The sequence below is a fragment of the Streptomyces sp. NPDC059169 genome (genome assembly GCF_042755225.1).
GTDB lineage: Bacteria > Actinomycetota > Actinomycetes > Streptomycetales > Streptomycetaceae > Streptomyces.
Genome location: NZ_JBHZCF010000004.1, coordinates 291,403 through 311,797, shown reverse-complemented (window position 1 = coordinate 311,797; position 20,395 = coordinate 291,403). Strand labels below are relative to the sequence as shown.

The 20,395-nt window shown below is 70.3% G+C and carries 18 protein-coding genes and 1 tRNA gene; 5 read left to right on the top strand and 14 right to left on the bottom strand.

The genetic code is table 11. The features are described 5' to 3' along the window. Positions 1 to 744: 744 nt before the first annotated feature. Positions 745 to 2,220 carry a LuxR C-terminal-related transcriptional regulator gene (locus ACFXOM_RS09950; protein WP_384944342.1) on the top strand — a complete coding sequence of 492 codons (1,476 nt, stop codon included), beginning with the start codon at positions 745 to 747 and terminating at the stop codon, positions 2,218 to 2,220. A 124-nt stretch (positions 2,221 to 2,344) separates the two neighbouring features. Here the strand turns inward: ACFXOM_RS09950 and ACFXOM_RS09945 are convergent, their stop codons facing one another. From ACFXOM_RS09945 to ACFXOM_RS09895, 11 genes are read right to left on the bottom strand one after another with little or no spacing between them, the layout of a single operon-like run. Beyond that, the gene (locus ACFXOM_RS09945) at positions 2,345 to 3,883 is read right to left on the bottom strand and encodes an MmgE/PrpD family protein (protein ID WP_384934225.1); all 1,539 of its coding nucleotides are present in this window, start codon (positions 3,881 to 3,883) and stop codon (positions 2,345 to 2,347) included. Between the two features lie 41 nt (positions 3,884 to 3,924). Continuing rightward, a complete protein-coding gene (locus tag ACFXOM_RS09940) occupies positions 3,925 to 4,473 on the bottom strand; it encodes a flavin reductase family protein (protein ID WP_384934222.1) in 549 nt (182 codons plus the stop codon). Beyond that, a complete protein-coding gene (locus ACFXOM_RS09935) occupies positions 4,470 to 5,414 on the bottom strand; it encodes a diacylglycerol/lipid kinase family protein (RefSeq protein ID WP_384934219.1) in 945 nt (314 codons plus the stop codon). Before ACFXOM_RS09935 ends, ACFXOM_RS09940 begins: the two co-directional genes overlap by 4 nt. Next, the gene (locus ACFXOM_RS09930; protein WP_384934216.1) at positions 5,411 to 6,832 is read right to left on the bottom strand and encodes a cytochrome P450; all 1,422 of its coding nucleotides are present in this window, start codon (positions 6,830 to 6,832) and stop codon (positions 5,411 to 5,413) included. The genes ACFXOM_RS09935 and ACFXOM_RS09930 overlap by 4 nt, the downstream gene beginning before the upstream one ends. Then, positions 6,829 to 8,190: an NAD(P)/FAD-dependent oxidoreductase gene (locus tag ACFXOM_RS09925; protein ID WP_384934213.1), complete on the bottom strand. Its 1,362-nt coding sequence runs from the start codon at positions 8,188 to 8,190 to the stop codon at positions 6,829 to 6,831. The genes ACFXOM_RS09930 and ACFXOM_RS09925 overlap by 4 nt, the downstream gene beginning before the upstream one ends. After that, a complete protein-coding gene (locus ACFXOM_RS09920; protein ID WP_384944340.1) occupies positions 8,187 to 9,356 on the bottom strand; it encodes a flavin-containing monooxygenase in 1,170 nt (389 codons plus the stop codon). Before ACFXOM_RS09920 ends, ACFXOM_RS09925 begins: the two co-directional genes overlap by 4 nt. A gap of 12 nt (positions 9,357 to 9,368) precedes the next feature. Then, positions 9,369 to 9,845, bottom strand: a complete 477-nt coding sequence (locus ACFXOM_RS09915; RefSeq protein ID WP_384934208.1) for a hypothetical protein — start codon at positions 9,843 to 9,845, stop codon at positions 9,369 to 9,371. A 13-nt stretch (positions 9,846 to 9,858) separates the two neighbouring features. Next, on the bottom strand, positions 9,859 to 10,377 hold the full coding sequence (locus tag ACFXOM_RS09910) for a type II toxin-antitoxin system RatA family toxin (protein WP_384934205.1): 519 nt from the start codon (positions 10,375 to 10,377) through the stop codon (positions 9,859 to 9,861). Further along, the gene (locus ACFXOM_RS09905) at positions 10,370 to 11,650 is read right to left on the bottom strand and encodes an aspartate aminotransferase family protein (protein ID WP_384934202.1); all 1,281 of its coding nucleotides are present in this window, start codon (positions 11,648 to 11,650) and stop codon (positions 10,370 to 10,372) included. Before ACFXOM_RS09905 ends, ACFXOM_RS09910 begins: the two co-directional genes overlap by 8 nt. A gap of 6 nt (positions 11,651 to 11,656) precedes the next feature. Then, a complete protein-coding gene (locus tag ACFXOM_RS09900) occupies positions 11,657 to 12,793 on the bottom strand; it encodes an acyl-CoA dehydrogenase (protein WP_384934200.1) in 1,137 nt (378 codons plus the stop codon). Then, on the bottom strand, positions 12,780 to 14,411 hold the full coding sequence (locus ACFXOM_RS09895; RefSeq protein ID WP_384934197.1) for an aldehyde dehydrogenase family protein: 1,632 nt from the start codon (positions 14,409 to 14,411) through the stop codon (positions 12,780 to 12,782). The genes ACFXOM_RS09900 and ACFXOM_RS09895 overlap by 14 nt, the downstream gene beginning before the upstream one ends. A 183-nt stretch (positions 14,412 to 14,594) precedes the next feature. Between ACFXOM_RS09895 and ACFXOM_RS09890 the strand changes: the two genes are divergently transcribed. The 4 genes from ACFXOM_RS09890 (at position 14,595) to ACFXOM_RS09875 (ending at position 16,532) form a co-directional block, all read left to right on the top strand. Then, the gene (locus ACFXOM_RS09890) at positions 14,595 to 15,599 is read left to right on the top strand and encodes a bifunctional lysylphosphatidylglycerol flippase/synthetase MprF (protein ID WP_384934195.1); all 1,005 of its coding nucleotides are present in this window, start codon (positions 14,595 to 14,597) and stop codon (positions 15,597 to 15,599) included. 41 nt (positions 15,600 to 15,640) lie between these two features. After that, positions 15,641 to 15,725: transfer RNA gene (locus ACFXOM_RS09885), tRNA-OTHER, on the top strand. 80 nt (positions 15,726 to 15,805) lie between these two features. Continuing rightward, complete coding sequence (locus ACFXOM_RS09880; RefSeq protein WP_385037593.1) at positions 15,806 to 16,291, top strand: SRPBCC family protein; 486 nt, start codon at positions 15,806 to 15,808, stop codon at positions 16,289 to 16,291. A 55-nt stretch (positions 16,292 to 16,346) separates the two neighbouring features. Beyond that, entirely contained in the window at positions 16,347 to 16,532 is a 186-nt protein-coding gene (locus tag ACFXOM_RS09875; protein WP_384934189.1) for a hypothetical protein, read from the top strand. Positions 16,533 to 16,964: 432 nt separating this feature from the next. On the opposite strand, the gene ACFXOM_RS09870 is transcribed toward ACFXOM_RS09875, so the two are convergent. The 3 genes from ACFXOM_RS09870 to ACFXOM_RS09860 are packed head-to-tail and all read right to left on the bottom strand — an operon-like array spanning position 16,965 to position 20,334. Further along, positions 16,965 to 17,930 (bottom strand): alpha/beta hydrolase, encoded by a 966-nt coding sequence (locus ACFXOM_RS09870; RefSeq protein WP_384934186.1) that lies wholly within the window; start codon positions 17,928 to 17,930, stop codon positions 16,965 to 16,967. Then, positions 17,927 to 18,790, bottom strand: coding sequence for an SDR family NAD(P)-dependent oxidoreductase (locus ACFXOM_RS09865; RefSeq protein ID WP_384934183.1), 864 nt, complete (start codon positions 18,788 to 18,790; stop codon positions 17,927 to 17,929). Before ACFXOM_RS09865 ends, ACFXOM_RS09870 begins: the two co-directional genes overlap by 4 nt. Further along, entirely contained in the window at positions 18,787 to 20,334 is a 1,548-nt protein-coding gene (locus ACFXOM_RS09860) for a flavin-containing monooxygenase (protein ID WP_384934181.1), read from the bottom strand. Before ACFXOM_RS09860 ends, ACFXOM_RS09865 begins: the two co-directional genes overlap by 4 nt. Positions 20,335 to 20,395: the final 61 nt, after the last annotated feature.

Below are 20,395 nucleotides of genomic sequence, written 5' to 3'. Positions count from 1 at the left end.
GCGCCGGCGTTCCATGGACAATCAGCCAATAACACCTATGACCCACGTCACATACGCCTCGCCCTCGCCCGGCGCTCCGCGCACCGACCGACCGCGTCGCGCGGCTCGTTCCCAGCCAACCGGGCCGGACGTGCGCGTCCCCCGCGTCGCAGGAAGCCGGAAGCATCCACTCGCCCCGGGACCCCTCGCACCACCCGCATGGGACCGCAGTCCGTCGAATCCCGAGGAGGAAGTGGTGCATTGATACACAAGTCGACATAGATGGAATGTTGACAAATCTATGCGGACGAAAGCAGCTGACTCCGTATCTCCGGCCGATGGCTCGAACACGTGGGCGCCTTCTGATAGTCCTGGCGAGGGCAGGTGGGCCCGATTTAACCTTGCACCGGAAGTGAAGACGACGGGGGGTCGGCCATGCACATGAGGAGCCACTGTGCTTCCGCCGGCTCTCCGGGGCCGCCCCGACGCACTGACGACGAGCAAGGGGAACGGAGTCCCCGATGACGGTGTTCGACCCCTGACGACGTTCCCTCGCGCCCGCTCGCGCATTCCCTGCGACCAGCGCCCCCGTGCTGCCCGGAGCACACTTCCCCGCGGCGCCGATCAGACGTTCTCCAGACGCACGAGGGCCGACCGGAAAGCGGCCCGACATGTGTACCATCCCGCCCGCACAGGGGTTGCGCCACGCCCTATCCCTGACGACGGATCACTTCAAGCTCGACATGCGCTTGCACGGGGGAGAAGATGAACAGCTCCATGATCAAGGGAGATCGCGGTTCCAGGAGAACGCCCGAGTGGCGCGTGCCGAGAATCACCACCGTCGGCGACGTGCTCTACCTCATCAGTTCCCAGCACTCATGGGAACTGGGAACCGATGCCCTGAGGAAACTCGACGACGCCAAGATCTGGTTCATCCGCGGCCACAGCGGCCCGGCCCTGGACTCCATCGACGCAGCGCTCCGGGAACTGGACGACACGACGGCCGCCCGCCGTGACGTGATCGCCTTCCGCCACCTGGTCGCGACCCTGGCCGGCGAGGACGTCCTGCGCTCGCTGATCGAGGCGGATGCAGGGAGCGTTTCCCCACCCGACGCGCTCAGCGTCATGTCGCTGTGCCTCAGTTCGGTCGAGCGCTGGCACTCCGGGGACCTGACCCAGGGACTGTGGCTCAACCAGTCGGCGGTCCAACACGCCAAGGACGCGGCGCCGATGTGGCGGTTCTACGCCGACTTCCTGCTTGCGAAGAAGCTGATCGACATTCATGTCTCCTACCAGGCGGAGCGCGTCATCCGCGACATGCGCGGGATGGTGCGGAGTGCCGGGCTCCTCGCGTTCGGGTCGGTGCCGGAGGCCCTCAATTCACTCCTCCAGTGGCAGACGGGCCGTTTCGACGAGGCCATGCACTCGATACGCCTGGCCATGAGGATGAGCCAGCAGTACGACTCGGCCTTCGGGATGAAGATCGCCCTGTCGGTCGCGGCGATGGTGCACGTGAGCCGGGCGGAGTGGGACGAGGCCGCCGAGGACCTCGAGCTGTTCCACGCGAGATCCGACTACTACTCCATGCCGGACTCCCACTTCCGCGCCGCGTTCGCGGAGGTCGTCCTGCTCCTGGCTCGTCAGGGCCCCCGTGCGGCCGCCGACCGCATCCGCGCCAAGTGGCACTTGCTGGGCACCCGTTCAGGGTCCTTCATCGAGGATCCGGGCCGGCCGGCCTGGCTGGTCAGTGTCGCGCGGCAAGCCGGCGACACCGACTTGGCCGAGCGGTCGGTGCGGGAGATCGAGCAGTTGGCGGAACGCAATCGCGGCGTCGCCCTGCTGGAGGTGGCCGCGCTCCACGCACGCACGGCGCTGGCCGGCGGAACCCCCGACCCGGCGTCCTCCTGCGAGTTCGGCCGGCCACTGGTCGCCGTGCCGGAAGACCCCCCGGGGCCGGCGGAGTCCACCGCCACGGTGCCCCGGCCGGACGTTCCACCCGACGACGCGGGCACGACGCCCCCGGCCCGTCCGGCCTCGCTGGGATCACTCACGCTCCGGGAGACCGAGATCGCCCGTCTCGTGGGGCAGGGCATGACGAACGAGCAAGTGGCGCAGCGGCTCGGACTCTCTCCGCACACGGTGAACTTCCACCTGCGCAACATCTTCCGGAAACTCTCGATATCGACGCGCGTCAAACTCGGTTCGATCATCGGGCAGCTCGAGCGCGGGCGCGCGGTGTGAGGCGGAGGCGGAGGCGGGAACGGCGGGTACGGTCACGGCCGAAGGAGGGCCCCTCGCCCCACCGGACGGCGGCTTCGGGTACCGGCCCCGCGTCCCGTAGGCACGGGGCCGCCCGCACGAACCGTCAGTCCGCGCCGCCGCGCACCGCTCGGCCCAGCACGTCGGCCGTCCGAGCCGGGTCCAGGTGCTCGATGCGTTCGAGCTCGGACAGGACCTCTTCGCAGCCGCCGACGGCGAGGAACTTCCGTCGCACGAGGGTCCCGTGCCCCCGTCGGGTCTGCGGACCCGCAGACCCGGTGAACGACTCGCACTCCTCGCTCATCACGGTGCCGTCGGAGCATTCCAGGTCGACCCGTGCGCCGATGGCCATCGTCGCGTCCTCGAAGGTCTCCTCGGGCTCCCCCAGGGAAGCCAGGATGTGGGGCGCGTCCCGGCCCGTCCACGTCAGCAGCTCGGGCCACTCCAACGCCCGTCGCCCCGCCTGGCGCAACGCCTCGCCCAGGGGGGACGTGGCCCTGGCCATGCGCAACGACAACTGCATGTCGTGCTCCACCGCCACCTTGTCCGCCAGGGCCCACCGGGCCTCGTCGGCCAGCGCCCCGGGGGTGAAGTCGGCCACCCCGAGCTCCCCCGTCAGCAAGAGCGTCGCCACCCCGTACCCGACCGAGAGCGTGGCTGCCGAGACTCCGGTGCGGGGGCCGTCGAGGGCGGGGGCGACCTTCCGTTGCATCTGCCAGGTGAGCAACGAGCCGTGGACGGTGATGCGCCGCACCCGTGAGGCGTCCACGGACCCCAACCGTGCGTACAGCCGCTCCGCGCAGTCGAAGGCGGCGTGCAGGTAGGCGCTTCCCGGGAAGCGCTTGTAGGTCAGCGTGTCGGTGTGCCAGCGGCGCCCGAGGCCCTCGGTGACCGCGTCGGGAAGCGGCACCGCGGACAGGTGGGCCAGCAGGCCTTCCGGGTGTTCCAGGATCGCCTCGGGACCCCGGAGCCCCTGCGCCGCCGCATCGCACGCGTCGAGCGCGAGCCGGACGGGTGCGGCCGCGCTGAGGGCCTTGCCGTCCCCGGCCACGACGCCGTGGTGCAGCGGCACCGCCAGGATGCCGAGAGCCAGGCCGAGCCCCGCCGTCCACTGCTCCAGCGGCGCACGGCGGGCGTGCAGCCGGGCGACCGCGGCGCTCGCGAGGTGGCAGTGGGTGTTGGTCTGCCCGCGGAAGAAGGGGCTGAGGATCGTCGCGGCCGAGATGCGCGCCGCGCACTCGTTGGCGGTGACGATCGTCGTGAGCAGCGACCTGCCGTCGAGCCCGCCGCGCAGCGCCTCCGCCACCGCCACGTTCACGGCGCCCGTCGACACGTGCCCCGAGTAGGCCACCTCGTCGAAGTCGAGGACCGTCGCCAGCGCCGCCAGGACGTGGCCGGCTTGCTTGGGGTCCGTCTGGTCCGGTGGCCCGAACGCGGCGACGACGCGCCGGCCCACCGGGTGGTCCAGCGACCCGCGGACCGCGGCCAGGTTCGAGATGAGCTGGCTGCGTGCCGCCGCCAGGGTGTCCGGAGGGATGTCGTCGTGGGTGACCGACCGCGCCCAGCCGGCGAGCTCGGCCGTCAGACTCGGGGTGGGTTCGCCGGCGGGGTGCACCGGTGCGTCGGCGGACGTGGTGGTCGTCATGGCGGACTTCCTCGTTGGGCGACGGTGGTCGGGGGCCGGCGTCATGCCAGGGCGCTCATCGCAGCAGCCCGTTCCTCGACGGTCCGGTAGGAGCGGTCGTGCCACAGCAGCGGGCGCCCGCTGGCGACCCGTACCGCGGTCAGCCGCCCGTACACGACGACGTGGTCGCCCACCTCGTGCAGGGCCGCCACGTCGCACCACCCCAAGGCCAGCGTTCCGGTGATCGCCGGGACACCGCGCACGAGGCGGACCTCGTGTCCCAGGTCCTCGAAGCGCGCGCCGTCACTGGGCGGCCGGCTGAAGCGGTCGGCCAGGTGCGCCTGGTCTTCGGACAGCAGATGGACCCCGAAGCGTCCGGCGTGCCGGACGGCCGCCAGGGTCCGCGAACCGCGCGACAGGCAACACAGGATCACGGGCGGCGACAGCGACACGCTCGTCAGGGTGCTCACCGTCGTTCCCGACCACCCCGACGCGCCGCACGCGGTCACCACGGCGACACCGGCGGCCAGCCTGCGGTAGTACGTCCGGCAAGCGGCCGCGTCCGGCGCCCGCTCGCCCGTGCCGGGAGGAGCGACATCGACCACGATCATCCCTCCCCGAACCACGGCGGCGCGTCCTTCGCCGTGAGCACGGTCAGTGCCCCGGGCAGGACGCGGACGTCGTACGCGGGCGTGTCCTCGGGCATGACCTCGCCGTCGTGCTCGTACAGCACCGGCTGTCCGTCGGTGCGCTCGACGGTGATGCACCGGCCCCGCCCCCACCGGATGCCGGGAACGGCGTACACGTCGCCCTGCACGGCCGCCGCGGCGAACGCGTTCATGTCCGCCGCAGACGTGACGACGGTGATGTCCAGCAGCCGGTCGTCCAGCACGGATCGCGGCACCAGGTTCAGCAGCCCTCCCCGGTAGCGGAATCCGCCCACGATCGTCTCGACGATGCCGCCTTCGTACAGCACGTCACCGTCGATCGAGACGCGCCCCGGGTAGGGCTCGTGCGACTCCATGGCGGCCAGCGCGGCCGCCATCAGCAGGTCGCGCCCCCGCTCCGGGCGGTTCCTGGCGGCCACCAGCGTCGCCGCGAACAGGCCGCTTCCCGAACCGAGTACCACCAGGTCGCCGGTCTGCTCGACACGGGCCAGGTCGATCGTCCGGACCTCGGTCTGCCCGGCCAGCACGCGTCCCGCAACGTCGTCCCACGGTGCGTCGTCCCACAACCCGCGGTAGACCGAGTTGCCCGTGCCGCCGGGTGCGACCAGCAGCGGCGGCACGGCGGGGGTCGCCGACGACTCCCCGGACCGGTGCAGGCCGGTGACCACTTCGAGGACCGTGCCGTCGCCGCCGACGGCGACGATGACGTCCGGCGGCTCCGGGTCGGACGCCAGCTTGTACGCGATGTCGGTGGCGTCGCCCGGGGCCGCCGTCCTGAAGGTGTGCATCTCGGTGGCCGCCGCCTCCAGCACGGCGACCATCCGGTCACCGTCGCCGCCGGCCGCCGGGTTGACGATGGCGGCCACGCGCTGACCTCGTGTCACGTTTCCTCTCCCTCTGCCGATGCCGTTCCTCGAACGCGTCCGCCCCGCGCCCCGAGCCGACGCACGGCGACGACCCGGGCTCCTCGCTTGGGGACCATGGTGATGTGGTTCATGGCGCTGCCCTCGTCGCCCGGGTCGACGGCCCTGAGTTCAACGGCGCGCAGCACGCCCGCGAGCACCGTCTCGACCTCCACCTGGGCGAACATCGCACCCAGGCAACGCCGTGCTCCGCCGCCGAAGGGGATCCAGGCGTTCTGCGGCGGGGTGGACTCCAACCAGCGCTCCGGGCGGAACAGCCGGGCGTCGGGGCCCCACAACCGCGGGTCGGACTGGACCGCCCCGACGGAAGGGAGCACCGAGACACCTGCGGGCAGCCGGTAGCCCCCGAGCTCGATCGGCTCCGTCAGTCGCCGCGCGACGTTGTGGATCACGGGCCGGACCCGCAACGCCTCCTTGAAGACCGCGGTGCGGTACGGGTCCTTCGGCTCGTCGATGCCCTCGCGCACCCGGGCCAGTGCCCGGGGATGGCGCAGCAGGCGCTCGAAGAGCCAGGCCAGCGCGACGGCTGTGGTCTCGTGGCCTGCCACCAGGAGGGTCATCACCTCGTCGCGGACGATCTCGTCGGAGGGCTGGTCCGCCAGCAGCATGGACAACACGTCCGATCGCATCGCCCGCTGCGGGTCCTTACGGCGGCGGGCGATCTCGGCGTAGATCAGCTCGTCGGCGTGCTCCAGGTTGCGCACCACGTTGCGCCAGGGCCACACCTTGCCCAGCTCCGGGCGGATCCACACCAGGATGTCCGTCAGTCCGATGTCGGCGACGCGGCGCAGGGCACGGCCCAGAGCGGCCGCGCGGACCGGGTCATCGACGCCGAACACCACCCGGATCATGATGTCCAGGGTGAGCGCGTAGGCCCGGTCCAGGAGTCTGACCGGTGTACCGAGGGGCCAACTGCGTGCCTCCTGCTCGGCGATGTCCCGCATGGTCGCGGTCAGGGCCGCGATGCGCTCGTGGTGGAACGGCGGCATCATCCGCTTGCGTGCCGGCCGGTGCTCGGGCGCGTCCAGGGTCAGTACGGAGTGGCGGCCGACGATCGGTACCAGGAGCGCGTTGCCCTCGCCGGCGTGGAAGACTTCCGGCGCGCCCTTGAACACCTCCTTGATGTGCTCGGGGTTGCGCAGGATCACGAACGGCCCGCCGGGCACCACCCGGAGGGTGACGATGTCCCCGAACCGGTCGTGCATCTCGGGCAGGTAGTGCTGGCGGCCGCGCCGGAAGCGGATCGTCTGCCGCAGTACCGACTCCGGCGGCCCGGGCGGCATCCCGTCCATCGGCTCGGAGATCGACACGCTGTTGATCGACGCCGATGTCGCCAGCCGCTGGTTGGCGTTCGCGGTGTCCCGTCCGACGCCGCTCATGGTCGTCCCTCCGTCGGTCGTACGTGGCTGCCGGTCGCCGCCGGCTCCGTGTCGGTCACCCGACCCGGTGCGTGACGCGGGTCGGACTCGTCCGCGAGACGGGCGAGGTAGCGGTCGAGCACGCGGTCCACGAGGCGCCCGCGCGGGATCCACGGGCCCTTCGGGCGCATCCAGGGCAGCGCGGAGGTCAGCGGGTCCCTGTCCCCGTCGGCGATCCACCGCGCCAGATAGGCGCCGTGGTGGACGGAGATGGCGAGCCCGTGACCGTTGCACCCCGCTGCGTGGAACAGCCTGGGGTCGTCGGGGTGGTGGCCGACGACCGGGAGGCCGTCGCGGGTGACGGCGACGGGTCCCGCCCAGGTCGCCTCGACCTGGGCGTCGGACAGTGCCGGTGACAGCGCGCGTACCGCCGCGCCGAGCCTGCCCGGACTGGGCGCGAGCGACCCGTGGGGACCGCGCCGTACGTCGCGTCCGCCGACCACGAGCCGCCCGTCAGCCGTGAGCCGGAAGTACGGTGACAGCTCACCGTGCTCGATCAGTGGTTCGGTGTGCAGCCCCGCCAGCGCAGCGAGGGCGTCGTCGGTGAGCTTCCGCGTGACTCCGGCTTGTACGCGTACGCCGACCACGCCCGTCGGCGCCTTCAGCGCCCCGCCGTACGCGTTGACGGCGACGACGACGTGATCGGCGACGACTTCGCCGTCGTCCGTGGACACCGTCAACAGCAGGCCGCGCCGCACGCCGCGCACCCGGCTGCGTTCGAAGACGGTCAGGCCGCGCTGTTCCCCGATCCGTGCGAGCTGTTCCGTGAGCGCGGCGGGATCGAGGGTGGCGGCGTGGGAGTAGCGCAGGCCGCTGGCGTACCGGGCCGCTACCGGTGGCAGCGCGTCGGGGCCGACGAACGACACGGGTACGCCGAGCGCACGGGCGGCGTCCGCCTCCCGCCACTGCTGCTCGGCGGCCCTTTCGCCGGTGGCGACGACGAGTTGGCTGCCGGGGGTCAGGTCGCAGCTGATCCGGTGGCGCTCCACGAGGTCGAGCACGTGCTGCACCGCGGCGAGCGACCAGAGGTAAGTGGCACGCGCGAGGTCGTCGCCGTACCTGCGGCGCACGGTGGTGAGTGCCGGGCCCAGCCTGGGGCCGAGCAGCCCGGTTCCCCGGCCGCTGGCACCCGCCGCCACGTGGTCCGCCTCCAGGACCGTCACCCTCAACTCAGGCTTGTGCTCCAGCAGTTCGACCGCGGTGGACAAGCCCGCGAGACCTGCGCCGATGACCGCGACGTCGCAGCGGTGGGTACCGTGCAGCCGGGGTCGGGGCGCGGTGAAGCCGCTGCTCGCCCAGGGCGTTCCGGGTGCCGTCATCGCCTGCTCCTGAGGACGTGGGGCAGCGCGAACCGGCGGCTGCCGGTGATGTCCCGGGCGATCGCCCGGGCGTCGACAGCCATGTCGGGCAGCTGTCCGGGCGGCAGCCGGTAGCCCTGGAAGTAGAGCCCGGGGGCGTGCGGCACGGTCCGACCGCCATGGACGATCGGCCGGCCGCCCGGCTGCGACAGGACACCCAGGTGTCCTACGAGCGGCTCCATGCCCGGCCGTTGTCCCGTGGCGGCGATGACGACGTCCGGCTTGATGCTCGTGCCGTCCTCCAGCAGTACGGCCTTCTTGTTGAAGCCCGTGACCCCGGGCACGATGCCGATGGTCCCTTCGCGGACGGCGGGCACCAGCCCCCGGTCGATGGCGCCGTAGGCGTGGCCGATGCGGGCCGTGCCCGCCATCGTGCCCTCCTTCGGCATGGGCAGCCCGTACCGCGACAGGTCGCCCCACTGCATCCGGTGCATCAGCAGGCTGGCGCGGTTGACCAGCCAGTGCGGCAGCGGGCCGTGCTTGATGGCCTGGCACAGCAGTGACGTGGACGGACTGAGCTTGAACAGCACCGGCATGTTGCGGATGGACATGCGCACGCGGGAGGCTCCCGCGTGCGCCATCGCCACCGCGATGTCGATCCCCGTCGGCCCGCAACCGACGACGAGGACGTCCTTGCCGACGAACGGGTCCGGCACCTCGTAGTCGCGCGCGTGCAGCAGTTCACCCTCGAACTCGTCCAACCCCGGCCAGTCCGGGATGAAGGGCTTGCGGTGCAGGCCACTGGCGACGACGACGTGCCTGGACGTCAGGTCCCCGATGGAGGTCCGCACCACCCATCGGCCGGCTTCGCGGTCGACGCGGTGGACCTCGGTCTCGTAGCGGACGTCGGGATCGAGGACCTCGATGTACTTCTTCATGTACGCGAGGAAGTCGTTGCGCATCGGCCACGGGCCGTACTCCGAGGACAGCCGCATGCCGGGCAGCGAGCTCAGCCGGCGCCACGAGTTCATCCGCAGCGACGGGTAATAGGAGTGCCAGCTGGAGCAGGCGATCTTCTCCCGGTCCAGGAGAAGGGGGTCGAGGCCGGCTTCCTTGAGCGTCCACGCGACCGCGAGACCTCCCGGGCCCGCGCCGATGATGATGGGGCGTTCCGTGTTCCCGGACATCAGTTCCTCACCTCAGACCCGCTCGGGAAGCGGGTGATCTCCGTGACTGCGCCGGGCGGCACGTTCGTCGAACTCGACGAACGTCGGCAGTGCCACCGGTTCGAAGCGCACCCGGAATGACTTCAGGAAGTTGCCGAACAAGGCCCGGTCGCCGCACAGGTGGATGGGCACGGCGAGCATGGCCCACTCGAAACCGTGCACCGCCGCCCACGCGGCGAGGACCACCGCCTGCGTGACGAGGCTGTGCATCGTGTTGTAGAGGACGTAGTAGACCTTGGGGATGCGGCCGTCCTCGGAGCGCCGGTAGGCGATGGCGCCCGGGATGTAGCCGATCACGTCGATGTAGGCGAAGAGCACCAGCGCCGGCAGCCAGCGCACCTCGGAGAGGTGCAGCAGGAAGAGCGCCGAGCACACGACGAGCGCGACACCGTACTCCAGGCGCAGCAACCGGAACGTCACCTTGCTCTCGAAGCGGTTCAGGTGGTCCATCGTCAGCCCCGTGTCACGCCGAGAGGACGGTGTCGGCCTCCCGGGGGCGGCCGAGTCGTGCGTTCATCGCCGCCTCGGTCGCCGGGTCGCCCACCACGGTCGCCCCTCCGAGCAGGCGGTACACGATGGTGGCGATGGCTTCCTTGAGTACTTTCGTCGCAATGGGTTCGAGCACGCCGGCGAGGCTCGGGATCCCGAAGTCGAAGCTGGCCTCGAAGGTCACCTCGCAGCCGCCCGGAACGGGTTCCACCCGCCACGAGCCGCGGAAGACCTCGAAGTCCCCCGTCTTCTGCTCGAAGACGATGCGTCGTTGGCCGGGCTGGAGGTAGTCGACTTCGGACCAGCGCAACGGGCCGTTCCGGAAGAGGATGTCCCATTCGCTGACCAGGGGACCGTCACCGTCGTTGGGGTGCACCACGACGGATCGGACCTCGTCCACGAACTCCGGGTAGCTCGCGAAATCGGTGATCCGCTGGTACGCCAGATCGGCGTCCGCGGTGGAGGAACGCAACGTCAGTTCCAGACTACGCATCGGCAAGCACCTCGTGTTCGGGGTTCCGCTCGGCGACCACGCTGGCCGCCTGTTCGAACCGGTCGACAAGAAACTCCACGTCGGAATCCGTCATCGTCGCGGGCGGCGTGAGCCGGACGACGTGGTCCGAGTTGAGCGAAAGGTTCGCGACGACGCCGTTGGCGACGAGCGCGATGAACAGGTCGGCCGCCATGGCCGGATCGGCGAACTCGATGCCGATGAGCAGGCCCGCTCCGCGCACCTCGTGCGGATGGTGCGCCAAGTGCGTTCCGACGATGCGCTCCAGCGCCGGCGTGAGCAGGGCCCCCAGCGCCGCGGCACGTGCGACCAGACCGTCCTCCTGGATGGCTCGGATCGCCCCGCACACGGCGGCCATGGCGATCGGCGCCGCCGAGAACGTCGAGGTGTGCAGGACCGGGTCGCGGTCGAGCACCGCGAACACCTCTGATGTGGCGATGGTCGCGGCGACCGGCATCACACCGCCGCCGAGGGCCTTCCCGGAGCACAGGACATCGGGGCTGACCCCGGCGGCTTCGCAGCCCCACCAGGAGCCGAGCCGGCCGAGGCCCGTCTGCACCTCGTCCACGACGAGCAGGGCACCGTACTGCGAACACACTGCCCGTACGGAGGCCAGGTACCCCGGTGGGGGGATCACCACGCCGCCCTCGCCCTGCACCGGCTCGACGATCACACAGGCCTCGCCCGGATGGCGCTCCAACTCGGCTGCGAGCGCCGGGACGTCGCCGAACGGCACGTGGCCGACGTCGGGCAGCAACGGCTTGAACGGATCCTGGAACGTCGGCTTCGCGGTCACCGACAGGGCGCCCAGCGTCTTGCCGTGGTAGCCGCCGACCATGGACACCAGACGGCGACGCCCGTTGAGGCGGGCGAGCTTGATCGCGGCTTCGACCGCCTCCGTGCCCGACCCCGAGAAGTGCACGCGTTCCAGGCCCGGCGGCATCACGGAGGTCAGCAGTTCGCCCGCTCGCGCGGCAGCGGGATCGAGGAAGATCCGGGTGCCGATCGGATGCGTGTGCAGTTGCCGCTCGACCTCATGCACCACGGTGGGGTGGCGGGCGCCGGTGATGAAGACGCCGTACCCGCCGACGTTGAGGATCTTCTCGCCGGTGCTGGTGGTGATCCACGCGCCGGAGGACTCCACTTCCACCTGGCCACCGAGTACCTCGGCGAGGCGGGCGCGCCCCGAACTCATGGTGCGCCGGTACGCCGCCGAGACGCGCGCGTCGTCCGTCACGAACTCCTCACGTTTCATCGGGCCTCACTCGAATCGCAGGACGTCACCGGCGAAGTTCGCTGCGAGCGCACGGCCGGAGCTGGACAACGACGGTGGGTGGAAGTTGACGCAGTGGCAGGCCGCGGCGAGGTAGGCGACGTCGGGCGATGAGATGAAGCCCATGCCACCGATCGCCTCGACCGCCGTGCGGGCGGCGTCCACGATCGCCTCCTGAGCGCCGTACCGCGCGATCATGGCCTTGGTGAGAGCTGCGTTGTCGCCCTCCTTCACCATCAGCTGCCGGGCGATGCCCTCGAGCAGCAGCGTCGCCGTCTCCAGTCGGACGCCCAGCTCCGCAGTCGACCGCGCGTCGGTCCTCCCGCCGGCGAAGGACCGCTCCACCAGCGCGCTGGCCATGCCCAGGTAGCAGGAGGTGATCAGCATCTCGAACCACATGAAGCCCACGGTCTGCAGTTCGTCCAGCTCCCCCTGCTCCCCCACCTCGGTGGGCACGAGCAGTCGGTCGTCGACGAAGACGTCCGTGAGTCGGACCTCGTCGCTCTCCGCTCCCGCGAGCACGTTGCTACGCCAGAACGGGTGGACGGACACGCCCGGGGTTTCCGCCGGTACGAGCATCAGGACCGTCTCGTTCCCACCGTCCTCCCGCGGCACCGAGACGCTCGCAGACAGCAGGTCCATGGAACGTGACATGCTGCACGGACGCTTCGAGCCGTTGACGACGATGCCGCCGTCCTTGCGCACGCCGCCGACGGTCGGGGACAGGATGCCCTGCCCGGGGTTGCCCTCGGCGAATCCGGAGGACACCAGAAGGTTCTGGGTGGCGATGCCCTCCAGCAGCGCCCACTCGACACCACTGGACCGCAGGCTCTCGGCGAGGGTGAAGACGGTCGCCACCGAGAAGTGGTGCATCGTCGAGGCGACGGACAGGGAGGGCGCTGCAGCGCCGATCGCGCGGGTGACCTGGATCGCCTCCAGGGGGCTCGCGCCGGCGCCCGAGTAGCTCTTGGGGATGACCAGGCCGGGGCCGCCACTGGCCCGGAAGAGTTCGAGGCCGCGGTTGCCCGGCTTCTCGAGCTCGGCGAACGGGACGCCGGACAGCTCGGACAACAGTCCTGGCAGGTACGTCTCGCAGACCGCGCGTGCTTCGTCAAGAGTGCGCATCGTGCCCGTCCTTTGCCGAGGGTCGCGAGGAACCGCTCGCAACGATGGAGATTCCCTGGAGGTGAGTGGTGCGCAGCAGCGGGTAGTTGGCCTCGCCGAACGCGCCGCCGGTGAGGCCGGTGCCCCCGTGCGAGGGCAGCGGTGCGGTGAAGGCGATGTGCGAGTCGTTCACCTTGAGCAGCCCGCCGGTGACGGTCTCCGCGACGAACCTGTCGATCACCGAGGGGTCCTGCGCCCACACGGAGTTGCGCAGCCCGTAGAGGTTGGTGTTCACGAACTCGATGAGGTCGTCGAGGAGCGCGTCGTCGTCGGCAGGTGCGGGGACGATGACGGGCAGCAGCGGGAAGAAGGTCTCGTGCTTGACCGCGTCGAGGTCTCGGGCGCCGGCCAGGCCCTCGACGCGCAGCACCGTCGGCTCCAGGAAGAACCCGGAGCTGTCCCGGGTCCCGTCGAGCTGCATCCCGTGGCCGCCGGTGACCAGCGTGGCACCGCCGTCGACCGCGTCGGTGAGGAACTGGTTGAACTTGTCGTGGCGCAGGACGGGAGAGAGCAGCACACCGTCCTCGTCCGGGTAGCCGGGACGCAGGGCAAGGGCCCGCTCGGTGAGGCGCTCGATCAGGTCCTCCGCCACGGCCGGATGTACGACCGCCTGGTTGGGGATCATGCAGAGCTGGCCCGAGCCGTAGAAGCTCTCGGCGAGCGCATCGGCGGCCCGGTCGAGATCCGCGTCCTTCCAGACCACGACGACGTCGTTGCCGGCGAGTTCGAGGATCGGCTTCTTCCCCGCCTCGACGCACCTGCGCTCCAGCTTCAAACCGCTCGGTACGTCACCGAAGTACATGATGTCGTCGACGAGCGGGCTGTTGATCCAGGTATCCAGCATCGGGCCCGGGTGGCCGCACACGATGTTGAGCAGACCGGGTGGGGCGCCGAGTTCGTCGAGGATCGGCACGATGAGGTGGCGCAGCGCGTAGGTCACCCCGTAGGGGGCCGTGCGCGGTGCCCGCACGACGACGGCGTTGCCTCCCGGGAGGCACATGGTGCCCAGGAGCGCACTGACCAGCGGCGCGTTCGCGGGCGGGGTCACGCAGACCACTCCGTCGGCCTGCCGGCGGATGATGTTGCGGCGGCCGTCGACGGAGAACTCCTGCCACAGCTGGCCGCGCAGGTAGTCCGCCGACTCCTTCCTGGAGAGCTCGAGCATCCCCGAGATCTCCCACTGCGCAAGCTCCTGCGGGTGACCTTCGAGCATCAGTAGGTGGACGAGCTCGTCCCGGTGCTCGGTGACGGTCCGGCGCAGCAGCTCCATCCAGCCGTCGAAACGGGTGGAGAGGGGGGCTGCGCGCCAGGTCTTCGTCGCTTCGGCGGCGGCGTCGAGTGCGTCCTCGACGGTCTCCGGTTCGGCCACGGCCACCCGGCCGACGACCACGCCCTCGGGCGCGTCGGCGGGCGAGAGGGTTCCGGACTCCAGCTTGCGCTTGAGGCTGAGGCTGGCGAACGAGTCGTCCAGGACCGCCCGTGCGGACAGCACGTAGACCCACTGGCCGCTCTCCACGTCCTTGCCCCGGACGTAACTGCTCAGCGAGGGTATTCGATGGGCTCCGTCGTTCAGTGTCAAAGTGACCCCTGCAATCTCGATTCCGATTCTGGTTGGGCGGGCCGCACCGTCACCAGGTATGCCGACGAGTATCGACAGCGGCTCTGAAACGGCGCTGACGTCGCTCGGGGTGTGGAATCGGTCCGATGTCAGACGGGACCGCTAGCGTCTGCACCACTGAATTCCGAACGTGGGGGACAGCGCATGAAGGTGCCCGATTCGCTCCGCACGGAAGGCCCTGCCTCGGTGGTGGCCGCTCTTCAGCGGTACGCGGACAACCCGAGTGGATTCCTCGCCCTCAACGAGGGGAACGAGTACTTCACCCATCCCGGGGTCGACGGATTCGTCTGCTACCGACGCCAAGGTCGGCGGCTGATCCAGTTCGGAGGGCCGTTCACCGGTGGGGACAGCAGGGAACGGTTGCAGTCGGCGTTCCTGGCGCACGCGCACGACCGCAGGTTCCGCATCGTGGGGGTGCAACTCCAGCGTGCGGACGCGGAACTCTTCGCCGGTCTCGGACTGACCGTCAATCAGGTGGGTGCCTCGTACGCCGTTGACCTCACGGACTTCAGTCTCCGCGGAAAGAGGTTCGTCCGGCTGCGGAACAAGATATCCAGGGCTCTTCGGGCCGGCCTCGACGTTTCGGAGGCGGACGCCGGGGAGGTCGCCGACGACATTCGGCGGATCGACGGGCAGTGGCTGCGGGACAAGGGCCGGCACACCAAGGAACTCGCCTTCCTCATCGGTGAGATCGGCGGTTCCTGGCAGGCGCTGCGCAAGCTCTTCGTGGGCAGGATCGACGGCCGGGTGGTCGCCTACATCTCCTTCGTGCCCGTGTACGGTTCACGGCCCGGCTGGCTGCACGACCTGAGTCGACGCCTGCCCGACTGCCCTCCCGGTGTCATGGAGGCCATCAACTCGCGTGCCATCGAGCACATGCGGGAGCTGGGGGCGACCTGGCTGCACTTCGGGTTCACGCCCTTCACCGGACTCGACGAGGGCCACCAGCTGGCCACCGCGAGCGGGACGGCCACACGCATCGTCCGGCTCGTCGCCGACCGCGGAGACCGCCTGTATCCCGCGAAGAGCCAGCTCGAATACAAGTCGAAATGGTGTCCGACGGAAGTGATGCCGGAGTACTTCGCCTTCGACGGCGGGATATCGCCCCGCTCGTTGTGGAGCGTGGCGAGGGCCACGAACATCATCTGAGCGGACCGGATCCGAGCATCGCGCCGGAGAAGCAGGAACCAGGAAGGGTACTCGAAGCGGCCTAACGAGGACCGGGTGATCCCGGTCGGGTTCACGCCCGCGCAGGTTCGAATCCTGCCCCTTCCGCTCCACCCGTATCGCATGAGGGTCGATGGACCCAGCGTGGCCGTGGAGGCCACGAAATCGAGCACAGAACGGATCTCGACATGACCGAAGTGCGTTTCGTCGCCACGTGCAGTGCACCACTCGACATCACCTTCGAGTACCTCGACGACCACCGCAACGTGACCGACTACTGGCACGGCATGGTGAGTTACCGGCCGGTGGGCGATCCGGAACACGGAGTGGGCGCGAAATTCCAGGCGGTTTCCAAGGTGGGCCCCTCCTCGGTGAAGTCCACGATCCAGACGGTGGAATGGGAGCGCAACGTACGCGTCGCCTACAAGTCGATCTCCGGTATGGACTCGTACACGAGCTTCGACTTCGCTGCCGTTGACGACACGCACTGCACGGTGGAGTTCCGCGTCGAGTTCCAACTGCCCGGCGGAATCGCGGGCCGGATGATGGAGAAGACCCTCGAGCCGTTCGTGAGCACCGCCGCCAGGAACACCGCGAACAACATCTCCCACGGGGTCGCCGCCCACTACGCGTCACGGCTGGCCGCCCTGGAGCGGGACGCTGCCGACTCCTAGCGGGGGCGGGACTTGCCACCGCTCCGTCGGACGGCGTGACGGAAAGGGGTCGTACGTGATCGAGGACGCTGCGCCAACGCTCAACCCCGGGGTCCGCCGGCCGGCCGAAGAGGAATCCGGGGCGAGCGCCGAGGGCATCCGCTCCACCACCCGTCGGTACCGCACCGAAACGGCTGCCGGTTTCGGCGAACGACTGGTCGCGCTGTGGTCCGCGAAACTGGGACTGCCCACCGAACCGTAGGCCCCCGTCTCGTCCCGGGCACCTCGGTTGGCACCAGACCCTCGGTGCGGGGCGGGAACGCCGGGCGCCGGGGCTGCGGCCGGCCGGGGCACCGCGGTGTACGGACCCTCGTGGACGGCACACCGAGTCGGCGCGTCGAGTCACGGTGCTCCGCCCGGGCTCGCTCCTGCGCCCCGCGCGGTGACGCAGTGCCGCCTGAATCACGCCCCCGACTGCTCGTCGAGCGGGCCCGCGACGCTGCGCCCGACGGGTAGGTCGGTGAACAGGGATGCGGAGCAGCGGGTGTTGCGGGTCGAGCCCGGGTACGACCTGACGGACACCGAGGCCGTGCCGTGAGCCGAACGGCGACCGCGCGGGAGCCCTCCCCGAGGTGGAGCTCTTCACCGGCCGGCCACGGCGGTCCAGCGTCGCCGCCGCAGCCGTCTGATCCGCTCACGCACCCGGCGACGTGACCTCGACGGATTGGTCCCGCTCCCCCGGACCCGGGCGTGCCTGCGCCGACCACACCGTCATCAGGAAGTTGCCCACGTCCCGCAGGGACTCGGCCGCCTCCCGCACCAGCCCTGCCTGGGCCTGCGCGGCGTGCCACAGCGAAGGGCTCTCGACGTAGCGGACCGGGACGCCGGCCCGTCTGAGGGCCACGCCGAGGGCCTGGCACTGTGCGTACAGCAACTCTCGGGTGTTGGTGTGCAGGTACGTCGGGGGAAGTCCTTCCAGCGGGCCCAGCAGGGGGGCGAAGCGCGGGTCGGCGGGATCCCCGTCGCCCAGGTAGGCAGCACCGCAGGCCAATCCCCACGAGCGGTTGACGACGAGGTCGCGTTTCTGGTCCGCGGTTTCGTTGGGGTTCGCCCAGGGCGAGATGAGGGCGAGTGCCGCAGGCCGCTCCCCCCGCTCGGCGAGGAGTTGCTGGGCCGTGGCGAGCGCGATACCGCCGCCCGCAGAGTCTCCCGCGAGGGCGAGGGAGCCCGCTCCGGTGCCCTCGAGGCACGCGAGTGCGTCGAAGGCGGCGATGGTGTCCTCCACTGCCGCGGGGCACGGGTGCTCGGGAGCGAGGCGGTAGTCCAGCAGGTAGACGGGGCGGCGGATGGCGCGGGACAGGTGGGCGGCCAGGGAGCGGTGTGTGACCGGTCCGCCCACCGTGTACCCACCGCCGTGCAGGTACAGCACGGCCCCGTGCGGGGCGCCATCGGCACGGTCCGCGGCGCCGACGCTGATGCGCTCGGCAGGCCGCTCACCGAGGCGCAGGCGGTACACGGAGGTGCCCCGGGGGAGCGGTTGGAGACGCGATCCCGCACTGAGCAGCACCCGCTGTACCGGCCACGGCACCCGGTGGTGGAAGGTGAGGCGGAAGTACGGGTGCAGCAGGACCCGGGCGAGGGGGATCGGCAGCTGCGTCATCGCACCGCCCCCGGGCGGGGAGCGATCCTGACGAGCCGCGACATCCAGGCACCGAATCGCTGGGAGCCCGTGGGGGCGAGCCTGCCCAGCCGGTCGAGTGCCTTGGCCTCGGCACCGACCAGGATGCGGGCCCGACGCTTGCGGACGCCCTCCACGATCGTGCGGGCTGCCATCTCGGGGCTGTGCAGGGCCAGTCGGCGGTCGAAGGCCCTGGCGATCCCTGCCGCGTCCAGCCCTTCGGCCGCGGTCGCGTTGCGGGCGACCGCCGTCTTGATCCCTCCGGGGAAGACGCAGGACACCTGGACCGGATGCCGGGCCAGGAGCATTTCCTGGCGCAGGCACTCGGTGAACCCGCGCACAGCGAACTTGGAGGCGTTGTAGGCGCTCTGCCCGGGGAAGGTGACCAGCCCGAAGAGGCTGGAGACGTTGACGACGTGGCCGTCTCCCGACTCGATCAGGTGGGGCAGGAAAGCCTTGGTCATGTTGACCACGCCCCAGAAATTGACGTCGAGGACGCGCTCGAGGTCCTTGAACGACTCCCGGGCCACCTCCCCGTAGTGGGCGATGCCGGCGTTGTTGTAGACCTGGTGCACCCGGCCGAAGTGGGCGCGCACGTCGCCCGCGTACCGCAGCACCGTCGCGCGTTCGGTCACGTCCAGGGTGTCGGTGAGTACCTCCGCACCGGCGGCCTCGCACAGCAGGGCGGTCGCCTCGACGCCCTCGGTGTCGAGGTCGGACAGCGCGAGCCGGGCACCGAGCCCGGCGAGGTGTACGGCGAGGGCTCGGCCGATGCCCGATCCCGCACCGGTGACGACGGCGACCTTCCCGGCGAATCCACCGGTGTCCTTGGTGTTGGTCATGCTGGTCCTCGGGTCGTGACGTGGTAGGCGTCGAGGTCGAAGGTCCGGGTGATCCGACGGAAGTCGAAGGAGAAACCGGGCCACATCGTCGTGTTGGCACCGTGCTTGTCCAGGTACCAGCTGGAGCACCCGCCGGCGTTCCACACGCTCGAGGAGAGCTCCCGCTGCAGTGTGCGGGTGTAGGCCCGTTGGGTCTCCGCGCGGACCTCGACGGAGCGGATGCGGCGTCGTTCCATGGTTGCGATCGCGTCGGCCAGGTAGTTCACCTGTGCCTCGATGATGAAGATCATCGAGTTGTGACCGAGGCCCGTGTTGGGACCGACCAGGAGGAACATGTTGGGGAAGTTGGCGATCGCGGTTCCCTTGTAGCACTGACGGCCCACCTCGTCGAAGACGTCGCCGAGGCTCCGGCCGTCCTTCCCGTGGATCTTCCGGTACGTGGGCGAGTCCGTGACGTGGAAGCCGGTCGCGACGACGATGGCGTCGACGTCGCGCACGGTGCCGTCGGTGGTGACGACGGACTTCTCGCGGATCTCGGCGATGCCGTCCGTGACGAGGTGGACGTGGTCGTGCCGGAACGCCGGGTGGTAGGTGTTGGAGAGCAGGATCCGCTTGCAGCCGAGGCGGTAGCGGGGGGTGAGGCGCCGACGCAGGGTCGGGTCGGGAACGTCCCGGCGCAGCCTCGCCCTGGCGAGCAGTTCGACCGGGCGCAGCAGCACGGGATTCTTGGCCAGGGCGATCGCCTGTGCCTCGTGGGCCCAGTAGATGCCCGAACGCACCAGGCGCTGGTAGAACGGGACGTACGTGCAGGCGAGGCGTTCGAGCCGCGAGTAGCGGCGGTCCAGGCGGGGCAGCACCCACGGGGCGGTGCGCTGGTACACCTGGAGTTCGGCGACTTCCGGTGCGATGGCGGGCACGATCTGGACGGCCGATGCACCGGTGCCGACGACGGCGACCTTCTTGCCCGCAAGGTCGACCTCGTGGTTCCACCTGGCCGAGTGGAAGAGGTGGCCGGCGAAGGTGTCGATCCCGGGGATGTCGGGCACCGCGGGCTCGCACAGCGCTCCGAACGCACCCACCAGGACGTCGGCGGCGAACGGACCCTTGGAGGTCTCCAGCTCCCACTGTGCGGCGTCCTCGTTCCAGCTGGCGCGGTGCACCTCGCACCCGAAGACGTGTTTGTCGCGCACTCCGTGGCGGCTCGCCACACGGGCGATGTAGTCCTGGATCTCCGCCTGCGGGGAGAAGGACCGGGTCCATCCGGGATTCCGGGCGAACGAGTACGAGTAGAGGTGTGAGGGTACGTCACACGCCGCGCCGGGATAGGTGTTGTCGCGCCAGGTGCCACCGACCTCGTCGCCGCGTTCGAGGACCAGGAAGTCGTCCCGGCCGTCGCGGCGGAACCGGACGGCGGCGGCCAGTCCGGCGAGCCCGGCGCCGATCACGATGACGTGCGCGCGGCGGCGCTGCCGGGCGTCGGTACCGGGGCTCCCGGACGCCCGGGGGCGTGGCTTTGCCTTCTTGTGCGTCTGAGTCGGGCTCAAGGGGGATCAGATCTCCCATCTCACCTGTCCCGCAGATATGGACGTCCCGATGCTGCCAAAC